17 protein-coding genes are annotated in these 14,961 nt (G+C 54.8%); 10 read left to right on the top strand and 7 right to left on the bottom strand.

The window, feature by feature from the left end; translation table 11 throughout:
• Window positions 1-47: 47 nt before the first annotated feature.
• The 3 genes from pdxH to anmK all read right to left on the bottom strand — a co-directional run bounded on the left by pdxH (window position 48) and on the right by anmK (window position 2,303).
• On the bottom strand, window positions 48-704 hold the full coding sequence (gene pdxH / locus INF68_RS06205; RefSeq protein WP_126786143.1) for a pyridoxamine 5'-phosphate oxidase: 657 nt from the start codon (window positions 702-704) through the stop codon (window positions 48-50).
• A 57-nt stretch (window positions 705-761) separates the two neighbouring features.
• The gene (mliC, locus tag INF68_RS06200; RefSeq protein ID WP_023311369.1) at window positions 762-1,085 is read right to left on the bottom strand and encodes a C-type lysozyme inhibitor; all 324 of its coding nucleotides are present in this window, start codon (window positions 1,083-1,085) and stop codon (window positions 762-764) included.
• A 93-nt stretch (window positions 1,086-1,178) separates the two neighbouring features.
• Entirely contained in the window at window positions 1,179-2,303 is a 1,125-nt protein-coding gene (gene anmK / locus INF68_RS06195) for an anhydro-N-acetylmuramic acid kinase (protein WP_126786144.1), read from the bottom strand.
• Between the two features lie 255 nt (window positions 2,304-2,558).
• On the opposite strand from anmK, the gene slyB reads away from it, so the two are divergent.
• Window positions 2,559-3,026, top strand: coding sequence for an outer membrane lipoprotein SlyB (slyB, locus tag INF68_RS06190; RefSeq protein ID WP_008500578.1), 468 nt, complete (start codon window positions 2,559-2,561; stop codon window positions 3,024-3,026).
• A 189-nt stretch (window positions 3,027-3,215) separates the two neighbouring features.
• Complete coding sequence (locus INF68_RS06185) at window positions 3,216-4,577, top strand: GGDEF domain-containing protein (RefSeq protein WP_126786145.1); 1,362 nt, start codon at window positions 3,216-3,218, stop codon at window positions 4,575-4,577.
• Between the two features lie 35 nt (window positions 4,578-4,612).
• On the opposite strand, the gene slyA is transcribed toward INF68_RS06185, so the two are convergent.
• A complete protein-coding gene (gene slyA / locus INF68_RS06180; protein WP_109844369.1) occupies window positions 4,613-5,053 on the bottom strand; it encodes a transcriptional regulator SlyA in 441 nt (146 codons plus the stop codon).
• 186 nt (window positions 5,054-5,239) lie between these two features.
• Between slyA and INF68_RS06175 the strand changes: the two genes are divergently transcribed.
• The 3 genes from INF68_RS06175 to INF68_RS06165 are packed head-to-tail and all read left to right on the top strand — an operon-like array spanning window position 5,240 to window position 8,372.
• On the top strand, window positions 5,240-5,476 hold the full coding sequence (locus INF68_RS06175) for a DUF1656 domain-containing protein (protein ID WP_032657739.1): 237 nt from the start codon (window positions 5,240-5,242) through the stop codon (window positions 5,474-5,476).
• Between the two features lie 2 nt (window positions 5,477-5,478).
• Entirely contained in the window at window positions 5,479-6,339 is an 861-nt protein-coding gene (locus INF68_RS06170) for an HlyD family secretion protein (RefSeq protein ID WP_109844371.1), read from the top strand.
• Entirely contained in the window at window positions 6,339-8,372 is a 2,034-nt protein-coding gene (locus INF68_RS06165; RefSeq protein ID WP_126786147.1) for an FUSC family protein, read from the top strand. Before INF68_RS06170 ends, INF68_RS06165 begins: the two co-directional genes overlap by 1 nt.
• Here the strand turns inward: INF68_RS06165 and sodC are convergent.
• From sodC to INF68_RS06150, 3 genes are all read right to left on the bottom strand, one after another.
• Window positions 8,351-8,869 carry a superoxide dismutase [Cu-Zn] SodC gene (sodC, locus tag INF68_RS06160; protein ID WP_045887807.1) on the bottom strand — a complete coding sequence of 173 codons (519 nt, stop codon included), beginning with the start codon at window positions 8,867-8,869 and terminating at the stop codon, window positions 8,351-8,353. The genes INF68_RS06165 and sodC overlap by 22 nt on opposite strands.
• An 80-nt stretch (window positions 8,870-8,949) precedes the next feature.
• Window positions 8,950-9,846: an aldo/keto reductase family oxidoreductase gene (locus INF68_RS06155; protein ID WP_045401379.1), complete on the bottom strand. Its 897-nt coding sequence runs from the start codon at window positions 9,844-9,846 to the stop codon at window positions 8,950-8,952.
• A 48-nt stretch (window positions 9,847-9,894) separates the two neighbouring features.
• Window positions 9,895-10,134, bottom strand: a complete 240-nt coding sequence (locus INF68_RS06150; RefSeq protein ID WP_008500587.1) for a DUF1289 domain-containing protein — start codon at window positions 10,132-10,134, stop codon at window positions 9,895-9,897.
• Between the two features lie 149 nt (window positions 10,135-10,283).
• Between INF68_RS06150 and eptA the strand changes: the two genes are divergently transcribed.
• The 5 genes from eptA (at window position 10,284) to rnt (ending at window position 14,956) form a co-directional block, all read left to right on the top strand.
• Window positions 10,284-11,909, top strand: coding sequence for a phosphoethanolamine transferase EptA (eptA, locus tag INF68_RS06145; protein WP_109844373.1), 1,626 nt, complete (start codon window positions 10,284-10,286; stop codon window positions 11,907-11,909).
• Window positions 11,910-11,950: 41 nt separating this feature from the next.
• Window positions 11,951-12,550 (top strand): TetR/AcrR family transcriptional regulator, encoded by a 600-nt coding sequence (locus INF68_RS06140; RefSeq protein WP_047061657.1) that lies wholly within the window; start codon window positions 11,951-11,953, stop codon window positions 12,548-12,550.
• Window positions 12,551-12,603: 53 nt separating this feature from the next.
• Entirely contained in the window at window positions 12,604-13,701 is a 1,098-nt protein-coding gene (locus INF68_RS06135) for an alkene reductase (RefSeq protein ID WP_023311356.1), read from the top strand.
• Window positions 13,702-13,801: 100 nt separating this feature from the next.
• The gene (gene gloA / locus INF68_RS06130; protein WP_013096923.1) at window positions 13,802-14,209 is read left to right on the top strand and encodes a lactoylglutathione lyase; all 408 of its coding nucleotides are present in this window, start codon (window positions 13,802-13,804) and stop codon (window positions 14,207-14,209) included.
• A 96-nt stretch (window positions 14,210-14,305) separates the two neighbouring features.
• Window positions 14,306-14,956, top strand: a complete 651-nt coding sequence (gene rnt / locus INF68_RS06125) for a ribonuclease T (protein ID WP_023311355.1) — start codon at window positions 14,306-14,308, stop codon at window positions 14,954-14,956.
• Window positions 14,957-14,961 lie beyond the last annotated feature (5 nt).

Raw genomic sequence — 14,961 nt, 5'->3', positions numbered from 1 at the left:
GCGCAAGCGCGGTGTGCGCTAGCGCTTAAATCAACAAATTTCGGGGATTACGGTGCCAGTCTGTCGATTTTCCAGCCGCCATTCTCGCGCTGGTATAAAAAGCGGTCGTGCAGGCGATGTTCGCCCCCCTGCCAGAACTCTATTTGCTCAACCGGGATGCGGAACCCGCCCCAGAAACTTGGCAGAGGAATTTCCCCCTGCTGGAACTTCTGTTTCAGCTCCAGGAATTTACTTTCCAGCACGCCGCGGGCAGAAATTCGGCTGGACTGTTTTGATACCCAGGCGCCAATCTGGCTGTCGCGCGGGCGGCTGTGGAAATACTTCACCACTTCCAGCGTCGAGAGACGTTCCGCTTTGCCGGTGACCATTACCTGACGTTCCAGCATGTGCCAGGGGAACAGCAGGCTAATACGCGGATTGTTTTCTAAATGGTGCGCCTTGCGGCTGCCGAGGTTGGTATAGAACACCAGCCCTTTCTCGTCATAATGCTTGAGCAATACGATGCGCTGATACGGTTGACCGTTTTCATCCACCGTTGCGACGACCATGGCCGTGGGGTCGGCGAGTTTCGCTTCGCAGGCCTGTTTCAGCCAGCGTTCAAAAAGCACGAGGGGTTCAGCGGGAAGATCCTGGCGACGCAGGCCGCCTTTAGTGTATTCACGGCGCAGATGCGCAATTTGCTGCAGTTCGTCGTTATCTGACATGGCGTTAGCTGACATTGAGAGTGGGTGGCGCTATTGTGCGCCGCCCCTGTAAAAATCTCAACGCTTCGGATTTTCGAGCTGGCAATTGTTCAGCACAATGCGGTCGCGTTTGTAGACCGTGGCGCTGTCGCCTTTCGACCAGAAGACGTAGATACCGTCGGAATAACGCGCACCGGAGGCTGACATCCCCTGCTTCAGCGTCAGCAATTTATTGTCATAAACAAAACTGGCTTCCTGGCGTGGATTGTTCAGCTTTACGGTCAGCGGTTTTTCGTCACAGCGATACTCCAGCGTATCGGTCTGCATGCGCTCAAGGAGCTGGTTGTAGACGCTGCATCCTGACAGCAACAAAGGAGCGGCAATAAGAAGAAGTTTTTTCATGGGCGTATTCCGAAGACTTTCCTGGTCCTGGAGGGCATGGCTGCCCTCCTGTTTCGTTCCATTCTAACGACGACGCGCCGCGCTGAATTTCAGTTAACTCTGATTATGACGAGGATTTGCCGGGAAAATCGCCCCGAGGACGCTCGCCTCGCGCGCGCCGGTTACCGACGGCAAGTTGCCCGGCAGTCCCGCAATGGTGCGCCAGGCAAGCCAGGCGAAGGCCAGCGCCTCCATATCATCACCGCTGATGCCGGCCTCATCGGTCGTGGTCACTTCAGTACCCGGCAGTAGCCCCGCAAGACGCGCCATCACCAGCGGGTTGCGGCTTCCTCCGCCGCACACCAGCAGGCGTTCACATCCGCCGCTGAGCAGAACCTGTTCGGAGATCGACACGGCCGTCAGCTCGGCAAGCGTCGCCTGGATATCTCGCGGTGCGAGCGCCGGGAATGGCGCCAGCTGACGCTCAAGCCAGCCCAGGTTGAAGTATTCACGCCCCGTGCTCTTAGGGGCCGGCAAGGCAAAATAAGGATCGCTCAGCATCGACTGCAGCAGCGGAATAATCACTTTCCCCCCGCTAGCCCACTCCGCGTTTTTATCATACGGTTGTCCGCACTGCCGCCAGATCCAGGCATCCATTAACATATTGCCCGGGCCGGTATCATAGCCGCGTACGGGCTGCCCCGGGATGAGCATCGACAGGTTGGCAATCCCACCAATGTTGAGCACCATACGCCGTTCTGAAGGGTGCGCCAGTAACGCCTGATGGAACGCGGGTACCAGCGGCGCGCCCTGCCCGCCAAGGGCGATATCGCGACGACGGAAATCGCCAACCACCGTCACGCCCGTCTTCGCCACAATCTGGTTGTTATCGCCGATTTGCAGAGTATGCGGGGCCTCTCCGATGGGCTCATGCCAGACCGTTTGTCCGTGACATCCGATAGCGACCACATCCTGCGGGCGAAGATGTTCTTTTTGCATCAAAGCCTGCACCGCATCCGCAAACAGCGCCCCCAGGCGAACATCAAGTTGTCCAAGCTGGGAAAGGGTCAGCTGCTGCCCCTGACAGATACTCAGAATATCCTCTTTCAGTGAAATGGGGATTGGCCAGGTCAGGCTCGCCTGCTGCGCCACCATGTTTTCGTCAATGGCGGCCAGAACGACATCTACCCCATCCAGACTGGTACCTGACATCACACCAATGTAGCGACCCGATTTCATGCGCTTTCCTTACGTTGCGTGGGCTAAGGATATCCACTCAACCATAAACGGCGCAGCTTTGCCATCCGGCGATAATATTTTTTAACAATGTCAGACGGGTAACACGGGCGGATCCTGTTTATGTCTCGTTAAGTCAAATTCAAGTACAATTTTCTTATTGTTAGTGCAAAGATATGAACTATGGCCCCTTATGCCATATAATTTAGCCATAACGGATGCCCCCAATCGGGCGTTTTTGGTGAACAGGAGATTCAAATGATTTTACGTGTACTGGGCGTTTCGCTGATTGGTTTAACTCTGGCTGGCTGTGTGAATGACAGTTCACTTTCTGGCGACGTTTACAGCGCGTCTGAAGCAAAACAGGTTCAGAACGTGACTTACGGCACCGTTGTTAACGCTCGTCCTGTACAAATTCAGGGCGGTGATGAAAACAACGTGATGGGTGCAATCGGCGGTGCCGTTCTGGGTGGTTTCCTGGGTAATACCGTCGGCGGTGGTACAGGCCGTTCTCTGGCGACCGCAGCAGGCGCTGTTGCCGGTGGTGTAGCAGGCCAGGGCGTTCAGGGTGCGATGAACAAAACCCAAGGTGTAGAGCTGGAAATCCGTAAAGATGATGGCAGCACCATCATGGTTGTTCAGAAACAAGGCAGCACTCGCTTCTCTGCAGGCCAGCGCGTTGTGCTGGCAAGCAACGGTAGTCAGGTGACCGTTTCTCCACGTTAATTAAAAATGGATGTGGCCATCGTGCCACATCCATTTACAATATATATCACTCCCACAAATATATTTACAAAATATATTCACCACGCCTATTATTTACCACGGCATATATTGTTTCTGCGCAAAGTATTTAGCGCGCTAATTGATTAAACTCTTCGCATCTCTTTATTCATTATAAATTTGTAAAAATCTATGCTTGCGAATTGTCTCTCCCAAAAGAGCCGTTATATCGCGTTCTGTCTCGGTTGCCTTTTTGTAATCGGGATATTACACGCGCTGTTTTTAAAACTCGTTGAATGGGTTCCGTCCTTTTCACCGCTTTTATTCCCTACGCTCACTATTTTTCTTCTCGTGTTTCACCTGTTTATTGCCTGTTTTATGACAATGAAATACTGGTGTGACAAAAGACGGTTGTATCTGCTTGCAATCGCCTTTGCCTTTGCCGGGTCGGCATCGCTGATGGTCGGAACGCTGTCCAGCTTTCCCGCCTGGCTGGATCTCTATCAGTTCAATGTGGTGAACTACAACGATGCGATGATCTTCTATATGTTCCGCCATCTCCTAATCGCGGTGCTTTTTATCGTTTCGGCAATACTCTTTACCACGCGCAATTGTCCCCTTTCACGGCTGGCGCATATCGCTATTGTCAGCGCCGAGTTTCTCTTTACCGCCTTTGTCGTCGGGGTGGCCTGGATGTATTCCAGTCATTCTTCCTTTTTATCCATCGATCTTGTGGATAATGAAACTCGTGAGTTTATGGTTCTCTGGAGCCACTTTATTAATATTGCATTGATTGCACTCTGGGTGGTCACATTAGCCACGCTGATGTTTATTACGCGTATACGCAATTTATTCTGGGTGGGCGGTAATTTTCTGTGCGTCTGCTATATCGTCACGCTCTCAATGCTGGTAGCGTGTGGACATGTCGAAGGGATATCCTGGTACCGCGCGCGATTATTTGAAACTGTCGCCACGCTGCTGATCATTTTTGTTCTGCTCTACGATGTTTTCAGGCTGTATCGCGACTCGCACATAAAGTATGAGCAGTCCTATCAGAACTCAATTCGCGACCCGCTCACGCGCCTGTATAACCGCAGTTATTTTTATGAATCATTAAAGCAGGCGCTGGATATCGCCAAACCCAGCCGTCCGGTTTCCGTCATCGTCAGCGATCTCGATCGCTTCAAGCGTATCAACGACACCTACGGGCATCTTCAGGGCGACAAGGTCCTGCAGTTTGTTGCTAATCTGCTGATGGATTCCGTGCGCCCCCAGGACATCGCGGCCCGTATCGGTGGTGAGGAGTTTGTTCTGATGCTGGCCAACACCTCATCAGACGCGGCGTACCAGGTGGCGGAACGAATTCGGTTAAATCTGAGCAGCTTCGATAACGCCAGCAGCGGCGGTCAACTACCGGAGCCGATCACCATCAGCATGGGGGTGTTTACGGCGACGTCAGCCGCAGTAGCCGCAGAAACGTGCGTGGAAAATGCCGACAAAGCGATGTATGAAGCGAAGGAGACCGGCCGTAACCGCGTGGTGGTCTTTAAATAAAAAAAGGCCTTGCTGCTGCAAGGCCTTGTTGTTTGTCAGTCGCGCGACTGCAGCTCATGGATGTTTTGTTCCAGGCGGCCAATAAGGCTGATGAGCATTTCAAGCTCCGCCGGAGAAACACCCGAGAGGATTTCACCCCGCGTTTTGGTAATCACGGCTTCCATCTCAGTAATGATGGGAGTCGCTTTCTCTGTAAGTTTAATCCGCTTGGCGCGACGATCGCTGGCGCAGGTTTGCCGCGAGATCAACCCCTTCTCTTCCAGCTGGTCAAGCGTGCGCACCAGCGACGGTTGCTCAATCCCTATCGCTTTTGCCAGTTGTATTTGCGACTGATCGGGCGGCAGCTGATGAATGTTGTGCAGCGTGACCCAATGCGTCTGTGTGAGTTCCAGAGGTTTCAGGCGATGGTCAATCAGAGCACGCCAGACGCGTACCAACCTTGCCAGATCAGAACCTAATGGCGATTCCAATTTCATCTCCTTATAATTAGCTTGCTAAGTTATTATACTGATTTTAGAATAGTGTGCAGCATTTGTATTGCCAAAACAAATGCAATACTGCATTCATCGAACTTAAAAGTATGACTTACACTGAATTATGATGCTTCATCATACTAAGACAAGCCAACGCGGCATTCTGTTCACTGCAAAGGATTTCTGCCCGTGACGTTTTTTCATCGCTCAGAGGGTTTACCCCTTCAGGACCTGATCTTCGGTGCGTCAGTCTACTTTCCTCCTCTGTTTAAGGCCGTTCTGGTGGGCTTTATCCTCTGGCTCATCGCCCATCGTCTGCTTCGCGACTGGATGTACTCCGGCGAAATCTGGCATCCCATGCTGATGGATCTTTCCCTGTTTGCCCTTTCCGTATGCCTGGGCCTTGCCGTGTTGACTGTGTGGTGAATATGTCCCTGAAAACGCTAAAGTACTTTTCCACCCTGTTTGTCCTTGCCCTCGCGCTGGTTGCGGGCTGGTGGATGTGGAATTTTTATATGCAGTCGCCCTGGACGCGTGACGGCAAAGTTCGTGCTGAACAGGTCAGCATTACCCCTCAGGTGTCGGGAAGTATTACGACGCTGTTGGTTAAGGATAACCAGTTCGTCAAAAAGGGAGACATTTTATTCCGCATCGACGACACCCCGTACCACATTGCGATCCTGAACGCCCAGGCGCAGCTGGCTAAAGCCCAGTCGGATCTGGCAAAGGCCAACAACGAGGCCAACCGCCGCCGCCACCTGTCGCAAAACTACATCTCAGCGGAAGATTTAGACACCGCCAATATCAACGTTAAGGCGATGCAGGCTAACGTCAACGTGGCGGAGGCGACGTTGAAGCAGGCGCAGTGGCAACTGACCCAAACCGTGATTACGGCACCTGTTGATGGATGGGTGACCAACCTCTCGGCCCGCGTGGGGAATTATGCCACCACCGGACAACCGATATTCGCCCTCGTCGACAGCCACTCCTTCTACGTCGTGGGCTATTTCGAAGAGACCAAGCTTCGACATATTCGCAAGGGTTCGCCAGCCGCAATAACGCTTTACAGCGGCTCGCAGAAGTTACAGGGTCACGTATCCAGCATTGGCCGCGCCATTTACGATCAAAGCGTTGAAACGGATTCAGGGCTGGTGCCGGACATAAAGCCGAACGTCCCCTGGGTGCGTCTGGCCCAGCGCGTTCCGGTTCGCGTGGAGTTTGACCGTTTACCGCAGGACATTACCCTTGTGTCCGGCACCACCTGCACTGTCTCCATCGGCAACCGGTGATGAAGCTGCAGGGTCTCTCCTGGCAAAACACGCCGTGGATGAAAGCGACGCGTCCCCAGTGGCGCTACGCTCTGCGTAACGGCATTGCCATGTGTCTTGCGCTAACTGTGGCTTATTACCTGAACCTGGATGAGCCCTACTGGGCGATGACGTCTGCGGCGGTGGTCAGTTTTCCGACGGTCGGCGGGGTGATCAGTAAAAGTCTTGGCCGCATCGCAGGCAGCCTGCTGGGTGCCACCGCGGCGTTAATTATCGCCGGCCATACGCTGAACGATCCGTGGCTGTTCCTGCTGAGCATGGCCGCATGGCTGGGGTGCTGTACCTGGGCCTGCGCCCATTTTACCAATAACGTCGCCTACGCGTTCCAGCTGGCGGGCTATACCGCCGCCATCATCGCCTTTCCGGTGGTTAACGTGCTCGACACCACCGAGCTGTGGGATATTGCCCAGGCGCGCGTTTGTGAAGTGATTGTCGGGATCCTCAGCGGCGGCTTCATGATGATGCTCCTCCCCAGCACATCCGACGGCACCGCGCTCATCACCGCGCTGAAAACCATGCATACCCGGTTACTGGAACACGCGAGCCTGCTGTGGCAACCGGATACCAGCGACGATATCCGCCTCGCGCATGAAAAGGTTATCGGACAGATCCTGACGATGAATCTGTTGCGCATTCAGGCGTTCTGGAGCCACTACCGCTTTCGCCGCCAGAACACACTTCTTAACTATCTGCTGCACCAGCAGCTGCGCATGACCAGCGCCATCTCCAGCCTTCGCCGGATGCTGCTCAACTGGCCAACGCCGCCTGAATACACCCGTGCCGTGATTGAAACTCTGCTCACGGCCCTTGCGCGCCCGGATGCGGACATTTACACCGTAGCGCGGATTATCGCCCCGCTTGCTCCGGCTGATGAGTACGACTACCGCCATCGCGCCTTCTGGCAGCGTCTGAATTACTTCTGCCGTCTGTACCTGCGCAGCAGCCGCTGGATTACGGCCATCGAAAACGCGACCCCATTGACGGAGTTCAACGTCCCCGGCAGCCCGGCACTTGCGCGCCATACCGACTATCTGGAAGCGCTGTGGAGCGGTTTTCGCACCTTCTGCGCGCTGATGCTGGTGGGGGCATGGAGCATTACCACGCAGTGGGAGTCCGGTACGGCAGCCCTGACGCTTGCCGCCATCAGCTGCGTGCTTTATTCCGTAGCGGCCTCGCCGTTCAACTCGCTTACGCTCCTGCTGCGCACGCTGTTGCTGCTGTCGCTGTTCAGCTTCGTGGTGAAGTTTGGCCTGATGGTGCAGATAAGCGATCTGTGGCAATTCCTGCTTTTCCTGTTTCCCCTGTTAACCACCATGCAGCTTCTGAAGCTGCAAATGCCTAAGCTGGCGGGCCTCTGGGGACAGCTGATTGTCTTTATGGGCTCGTTTATCTCCGTGACGAATCCACCGGTTTATGATTACGCCGATTTTCTCAATGATAACCTGGCAAAGATCCTCGGCGTGGGGCTGGCGTGGCTGGCTTTCGCGGTGTTACGTCCCGGCTCCGATGCACGCAAGAGCCGCAGGCATATCCGGGAGTTACGCAGAGGGTTTGTCGACCAGCTCAGCCGTAAACCGCATCTGAGCGAAAACGAATATGAATCTCTGGTCTATCATCACGTCAGCCAGCTGAATAACAGCCAGGATGCGCTGTCCCGGCGCTGGCTGCTGCGCTGGGGCGTGGTGCTGTTGAACTGCTCGCACGTGGTCTGGCAGCTTCGCGCGTGGGAAACGCGTTCCGATCCGCTGTCGCAGGTTCGTGATGTTTGCATCTCCCTGCTGCGCAATGTGATGAGCGAGCGCGGTGTCCAGCAGCGGCCGCTCGAAGCCACGCTGAATGAACTGCAGCGGATCTGCGATACGCTGGCACAGCATCATCTGCCCGCAGCCCGTGATTTGGCCTCGATAATCTGGCGCCTGCACTGCTCGCTCTCGCAGCTGGAACAGGCACCGCCACCGGGAACGATTGGGGATCAGATCACGCCGCACGCATAGCGTGCCCCGCCGCCGCCAAGCGGTTTAGGCCGATCGGACATATTGTCGCCGCCGACATGGATCATCAGCGCTTTGCCTTTCACCTCATCCAGCTTTTTCAGTCGCGGCGCGACGACGGGATCTGTGGCTTTACCGTCGTTATTCACCACCAGCACTGGCAGATCGCCTAAATGCCCCATTCCATCCGGGCCTTCATGTTTGCCGGAATGCTGCGGATCGAGGTGGCCTCCTGCCGCTTCCGCAGCAGACGGTTTACCTTCTTTTAAAGCTGGCTGACAGCTGCCTTTGGCATGAACATGGAAACCATGTTCGCCGGGAGGGAGAGCTTTGAGGTTGGGGGCAAACTCCAGTCCTTTATCGGTTTCAGTGATTTTCACCGTTCCGATGGACTGACCCACACCCTGTGGGGTGACGAGATTCATTTCCACTTCGTCACTGGCTGCCTGCGCCCCTGCGCAAACAACCAGCGTGACCAGTGCCAGAGCAAAACGCTTCATATGACCTCCGCGGGTTATTTTTTGCCCCTTAAGTGTATACCAGGGGCAAAGATTTCACCGGAAAGTCACCTTCAGGCGGTTTATGGTACGTCGTAACCCAGCGCGGCCTTACGGATGCGGAACCACTGCTGACGGGTCATCTCCAGCTCTTCAGCGGCCAGCGCAGAACGCACGCGTTCTATTTTGCCGGAGCCGATAATAGGCAGAGGTTTTGACGGCAGGCGCAGGATCCATGCGTAAACAACCTGTTCGATGCTCTCCGCGTTCAGTTCGCGGGCGATGGTTTCAAGCTCGTTGCGCAGCGGCTGGAATTCATCATCATTAAACAAGCGTCCGCCCCCCAGGCAGGACCACGCCATCGGGCGAATGCGCAGCTGCTGTAGTTGATCGAGCGTACCGTCCAGCAGCAGCGGCTGGTGTACTGGGGAGATCTCAACCTGGTTGGTGGCCAGAGTAAACGGCAGACGAGACTGAAGCAGCGCAAACTGTGCCGGGGTAAAGTTAGAGACGCCGAAGTGACGTACTTTCCCACTCTGATGCAGGTTCAGGAAGGCTTCCGCCACCTCATCGGCATCCATCAGCGGGTCGGGGCGGTGGATTAACAGCAGGTCGATACGATCGGTCGCCAGATTGACCAGCGACTGCTCGGCGCTCTTGATGATATGCGCGCTGTCGGTGATGTAATGACCGAGGGCGTGTTCAGGTTTTGCCGTGGTGGCAATCCCACACTTCGTGACGATCTCCATGCGATCGCGCAGGGCTGGAACCAGCTTGAGCGCCTCGCCGAAGGCGGCCTCGCACTGGTAGCCACCGTAAATATCCGCATGATCGACCGTGGTGATGCCTAAATCAAGATGCTCTTCAATAAAGCTCGCCAGCTGGAGGGGGGACATATTCCAGTCCATCAGGCGCCAGTAGCCCATGACAAAACGGGAGAATTCTGGCCCCTGGGGGGCAAGGGTAATTCGCTGAACCATAACATTTTCCTCAAGGACGTAATGTCATGAGTATACGCAATTACCGTGTTAAAAAAGTGAAGGTTGCTGGGGTTCTTCGGTTTCACCCGCTTTGTTTGCGCGTATTTTGCGCAGAAGACGCTGTCGGCAGAGGCGTAACACCTCCTGCTTTTGCGTGTCGCTAAAGTTTTGCCAGTTAAAACGCTCATCGCGGGTACGCATGCACCCGCGGCAATATCCGCGTTCATCGACCTGACAAATACCCCGGCACGGGCTCTGGATGGGGAAAAACTCCAGCTGCTCTGCCACACTCACCTCCCGAAAGCTCCTCTCACCTACAGTGAAGACGTTAATCGCATCACGTGCAAGGCCTATATCACAGATTTATGGCATTAAGGTTTCACTAATCTTCCCTCTCTATACTCGGTCCATCATGACAATAACGGGTTTACCGATCGATGTGGTTAATCAAAAAGTTACAATGTAACGACATTAAATTTACTCTGGGCTGTGCACTCTTTTTTACTCTGCTGAACGGACTGTTTATCCAGCGCAGCTGGGCCATTATCGGCCCAGTCCATCTGCACGACTTCCTCTTTGCCGCATCCGTACCGCTGGTGCTGTTTTGCGGCTGGGTGATTGTCTTTAGCCTGCTTAACATCCCGTATCTCCGCAAGCCGCTGCTGATTATATTGACGATCGGATGCGCCGCGGCAACCTACTTTATGTACACCTATGGCGCGGTGATCGATCAGAACATGATTGTGAACGTGTTCGAAACCAACTCTCAGGAAGCGACCGCTCTGGTGACCCCACAGATGATTCTGTGGATTGTTATAGCCGGCATCGTTCCCTCCGTGGTGCTGGCGTTGACCCGGATTCGTACCGGAAAATGGTGGTACGCGCTGCTGACGCGCGTTGCCGCGATGCTCGGTGCTCTGCTGGTGATTATCCTGATTGCCGCGCTGTTTTATAAAGATTACGCGTCGCTGTTCCGCAATAACAAAAGCATCGTCAAAATGGTCACCCCGGCGAACTATGTCAGCGCCGTGGTGAAGTACAGCAAAATGCGCTGGTTTGCCGGCGATCAAACACTGGTGCGCATTGGTGAAGATGCCCATAAAGGGTCACTGATTACCGGTCAACAAAAGAAAACCGTTCTGGTGCTTGTCGTCGGCGAAGCCTCTCGCGCGGCAAACTACTCCCTGAACGGTTACGAACGCGAAACCAACCCGGAGCTGAAAAAGCAGGACGTGATTAACTTCCCGCAGGCCTCCTCGTGTGGTACCGAAACCGCAGTTTCCGTTCCCTGCATGTTCTCCGGTATGACGCGCAGCAAATACGATGCCGACCTGGCTCACCATCGCGAGGGACTGCTCGACGTGCTTAAGCATGCGGGTATCAATTTGCTGTGGCGCGACAACGACGGCGGCTGTAAAGGTGCCTGCGATCGCGTGCCACATACCGACATGACGCAGTGGCAGCTGGATCAGTTCTGCAAAGACAAATCCTGTATTGACGATGTGAACTTCTACCGTCTGGACAACGTGCTGGATGGCGTGAAGCAAGATACAGTGCTGGTTATCCACCTGATGGGGAGCCACGGTCCGGCATACTATCGCCGTTACCCGGACAACTTCCGTAAATTCACCCCAACCTGCGACACCAATGAAATTCAGGATTGCGATCATCAGGCGCTGATCAATACCTATGACAACACTATCCTCTATACCGACAGCATGGTCAGCAAAACCATTGATGCGCTGAAAGCGCGCCAGTCGAGCATGAACACCGCGCTGATTTATCTCTCAGATCACGGTGAATCGCTGGGCGAAAGCGGTATTTATCTGCACGGTACGCCGTATATGCTGGCGCCGGAGCAGCAAACGCATATTCCGTTTATGTTCTGGCTGTCACCGGATTACGCGAAAAACTTTGGCATCAACGAACAGTGTTTGCGTGACCATGCAGCAAAAAATGCGGTTTCCCAGGACAATTTATTCTCAACCGTATTGGGTATGATGGACGTGAAATCAACGGTTTATCAACCGCAGCTGGATATACTGAGCGCATGTCGTCAGTAAACTCGCTTGCATTAGACCGAACGGTCTATTAGAGTGCGGCCATGAGCAGAAATACTGAACACGATACCCGCGAACATTTACTGGCAACCGGCGAGCAGCTTTGCATGCATCGCGGGTTTACCGGTATGGGATTGAGCGAGCTGTTAAAAACCGCTGAGGTTCCGAAGGGGTCGTTTTATCACTACTTCCGGTCCAAAGAGGCTTTTGGCGTAGCGATGCTGGAGCGTCATTATGCTGGCTACCACCAGCGTCTGGCGACCCACTTTGCTTCAGGTGAAGGTAACTACCGGGATCGTGTTCTGAACTACTATCAGGAAACGCTGAACCAGTTCTGTCAGCAGGGCATTATTAGCGGATGCCTGACCGTTAAACTGTCTGCAGAAGTGTGCGATCTTTCTGAAGATATGCGCACGGCGATGGATAAAGGTGCCCGCGGCGTTATCGCCCTGCTGGCCCAGGCGCTGGAGAAAGGCCGCGATGAAAAAACGCTGGCCTTTTCCGGCGAACCGTTAACCCAGGCGCAGGTGTTATATGCGCTCTGGCTAGGCGCTAACCTGCAGGCAAAAATTTCGCGCAGTGCCGTGCCGCTGGAAAGCGCGCTGGCACATGTGAAAAACAGCATTACTGCGCCTGGCATTTAACAGGCGTTTTTATTTACCCAACTACTAGTCGACTGGTCTACTCAGGAGTCTTTATGTCAGCTGAAAAATTATTTACCCCCTTAAAAGTGGGTGCCGTCACTGCGCCAAACCGCGTGTTTATGGCTCCGCTTACCCGTCTGCGCAGCATTGAGCCGGGCGACATCCCAACTCCACTGATGGGTGAATACTATCGTCAGCGCGCAAGCTCTGGCCTGATCATCACGGAAGCCACGCAGATTTCCGCTCAGGCTAAAGGTTATGCGGGTGCGCCGGGTCTTCACAGCCCGGAACAGATCGCCGCATGGCAGAAAATCACCGCGGGCGTTCACGCTGAAGAGGGTCGCATTGCGGTCCAGCTGTGGCATACCGGTCGTATCTCCCACAGCAGCATTCAGCCTGGGGGCCAGGCTCCGGTCTCCGCTTCGGCCCTGAGTGCAAATACCCGCACTTCCCTGCGTGATGAAAACGGTAATGCGATCCGCGTGGATACCTCTATGCCACGTGCCCTGGAGCTGGATGAAATCCCGGGTATCGTTAACGACTTCCGCCAGGCCGTGGCCAACGCTCGTGAAGCCGGTTTTGACCTGATTGAGCTGCACTCCGCGCACGGCTACCTGCTGCACCAGTTCCTGTCACCGTCGTCCAACCACCGCACCGACCAGTATGGCGGCAGCGTCGAAAACCGCGCTCGACTGGTGCTGGAAGTGGTTGATGCCGTATGTCAGGAGTGGAGCCCGGATCGTATCGGGATCCGCGTTTCCCCAATCGGTTCTTTCCAGAACGTCGACAACGGTCCGAACGAAGAAGCCGATGCCCTGTACCTGATCGAAGAACTGGCTAAACGCGGCATCGCATATCTGCACATGTCAGAGCCGGACTGGGCTGGCGGTAAGCCTTACACGGACGCTTTCCGTCAGAAAGTGCGCGAGCGTTTCCACGGGGTGATCATCGGTGCGGGGGCTTATACCCCGGAGAAAGCCGAAGATCTGATCGGTAAAGGGCTAATCGATGCCGTCGCGTTTGGCCGCGACTACATCGCCAACCCGGATCTGGTTGCCCGCCTGCAGAAAAAAGCGGCCCTGAATCCGCAGCGCCCGGAAAGCTTCTACGGCGGCGGCGCGGAAGGCTACACCGACTACCCTTCTCTGTAATCTCGCCGTTGTTCATTGATAGCGGCGATACTTCGCCGCTATACTAAAACATCGTTTCTGTTCAAAAAGACAGTCTATTCCATTGGTTAATGAGGAAATTATGCGCCTACTTCACACCATGCTGCGCGTTGGCGACCTGCAACGTTCCATTGATTTCTACACTAACGTCCTGGGCATGAAGCTGCTGCGCACCAGCGAAAACCCGGAATACAAATACTCGCTGGCGTTTGTGGGTTACGGCCCGGAAACGGATGAAGCGGTGATCGAGCTGACCTACAACTGGGGCGTAGACAGCTATGAGCTGGGCACCGCCTACGGCCACATCGCGCTGGAAGTGGACAACGCGGCCGAAGCGTGTGAGCGCATTCGCAGCAACGGCGGTAACGTTACGCGCGAAGCGGGCCCGGTAAAAGGTGGCACCACCGTGATTGCGTTCGTGGAAGACCCGGACGGTTACAAAATCGAGCTGATTGAAGCCAAAGACGCGGGTCGCGGTCTGGGCAACTGATCCCTCAGGGCGCAACATGCGCCCGTAGTTTTACTGCATCACCCTGCAAAATTTGCCATAATGCGCTCTGCTTTTTTCCCCTGGTAAGAGACCCTGATGTCCGATAACGCTCAATTTAGCGGTCTGTGCGACCGTTTTCGTGGTTTTTATCCCGTTGTCATTGATGTAGAAACAGCCGGATTTAACGCTAAAACCGATGCGCTGCTCGAAATTGCCGCCATCACGCTGAAGATGGATGAACAGGGCTGGCTTACACCGGACACCACGCTGCATTTCCACGTTGAACCTTTCGAAGGGGCAAACTTACAGCCGGAAGCGCTGGCGTTTAACGGTATCGACCCGCATAACCCGCTGCGTGGTGCAGTCAGTGAATATGATGCGCTGCACGCCATTTTCAAAATGGTGCGTAAAGGCATGAAAGAGAGTAACTGCAGCCGCGCCATCATGGTGGCCCATAACGCCACCTTCGATCACAGCTTTACTATGGCCGCCGCCGAGCGCGCCGCGCTTAAACGCAACCCCTTCCATCCTTTTGTGACCTTCGACACCGCCGCACTGAGCGGCCTGGCCCTGGGACAAACGGTGTTATCAAAAGCCTGCATCACAGCGGGTATACCTTTTGACGGTACGCAGGCGCATTCCGCTTTATACGACACGGAGCGCACCGCAGAGCTGTTCTGTGAGATCGTCAACCGCTGGAAGCGTCTGGGCGGCTGGCCGCTGCCGATGGGCGACAGCGAAGAATAAAAAAA

This window comes from Enterobacter cloacae complex sp. P16RS2, from assembly GCF_014982155.1.
Taxonomy (GTDB): domain Bacteria; phylum Pseudomonadota; class Gammaproteobacteria; order Enterobacterales; family Enterobacteriaceae; genus Enterobacter; species Enterobacter cloacae_M.
This window is presented reverse-complemented; position numbering and strand designations above follow the sequence as displayed.

Excerpts from the sequence above, each read along its gene's own strand:
- pdxH (WP_126786143.1), bottom strand. The coding sequence starts at position 704 with ATGTCAGATAACGACGAACTGCAGCAAATTGCGCATCTGCGCCGTGAA.
- mliC (WP_023311369.1), bottom strand. The coding sequence starts at position 1,085 with ATGAAAAAACTTCTTCTTATTGCCGCTCCTTTGTTGCTGTCAGGATGC.
- anmK (WP_126786144.1), bottom strand. The coding sequence starts at position 2,303 with ATGAAATCGGGTCGCTACATTGGTGTGATGTCAGGTACCAGTCTGGAT.
- slyB (WP_008500578.1), top strand. The coding sequence starts at position 2,559 with ATGATTTTACGTGTACTGGGCGTTTCGCTGATTGGTTTAACTCTGGCT.
- INF68_RS06185 (WP_126786145.1), top strand. The coding sequence starts at position 3,216 with ATGCTTGCGAATTGTCTCTCCCAAAAGAGCCGTTATATCGCGTTCTGT.
- slyA (WP_109844369.1), bottom strand. The coding sequence starts at position 5,053 with ATGAAATTGGAATCGCCATTAGGTTCTGATCTGGCAAGGTTGGTACGC.
- INF68_RS06170 (WP_109844371.1), top strand. The coding sequence starts at position 5,479 with ATGTCCCTGAAAACGCTAAAGTACTTTTCCACCCTGTTTGTCCTTGCC.
- INF68_RS06165 (WP_126786147.1), top strand. The coding sequence starts at position 6,339 with ATGAAGCTGCAGGGTCTCTCCTGGCAAAACACGCCGTGGATGAAAGCG.
- sodC (WP_045887807.1), bottom strand. The coding sequence starts at position 8,869 with ATGAAGCGTTTTGCTCTGGCACTGGTCACGCTGGTTGTTTGCGCAGGG.
- INF68_RS06155 (WP_045401379.1), bottom strand. The coding sequence starts at position 9,846 with ATGGTTCAGCGAATTACCCTTGCCCCCCAGGGGCCAGAATTCTCCCGT.
- eptA (WP_109844373.1), top strand. The coding sequence starts at position 10,284 with ATGTGGTTAATCAAAAAGTTACAATGTAACGACATTAAATTTACTCTG.
- INF68_RS06140 (WP_047061657.1), top strand. The coding sequence starts at position 11,951 with ATGAGCAGAAATACTGAACACGATACCCGCGAACATTTACTGGCAACC.
- INF68_RS06135 (WP_023311356.1), top strand. The coding sequence starts at position 12,604 with ATGTCAGCTGAAAAATTATTTACCCCCTTAAAAGTGGGTGCCGTCACT.
- gloA (WP_013096923.1), top strand. The coding sequence starts at position 13,802 with ATGCGCCTACTTCACACCATGCTGCGCGTTGGCGACCTGCAACGTTCC.
- rnt (WP_023311355.1), top strand. The coding sequence starts at position 14,306 with ATGTCCGATAACGCTCAATTTAGCGGTCTGTGCGACCGTTTTCGTGGT.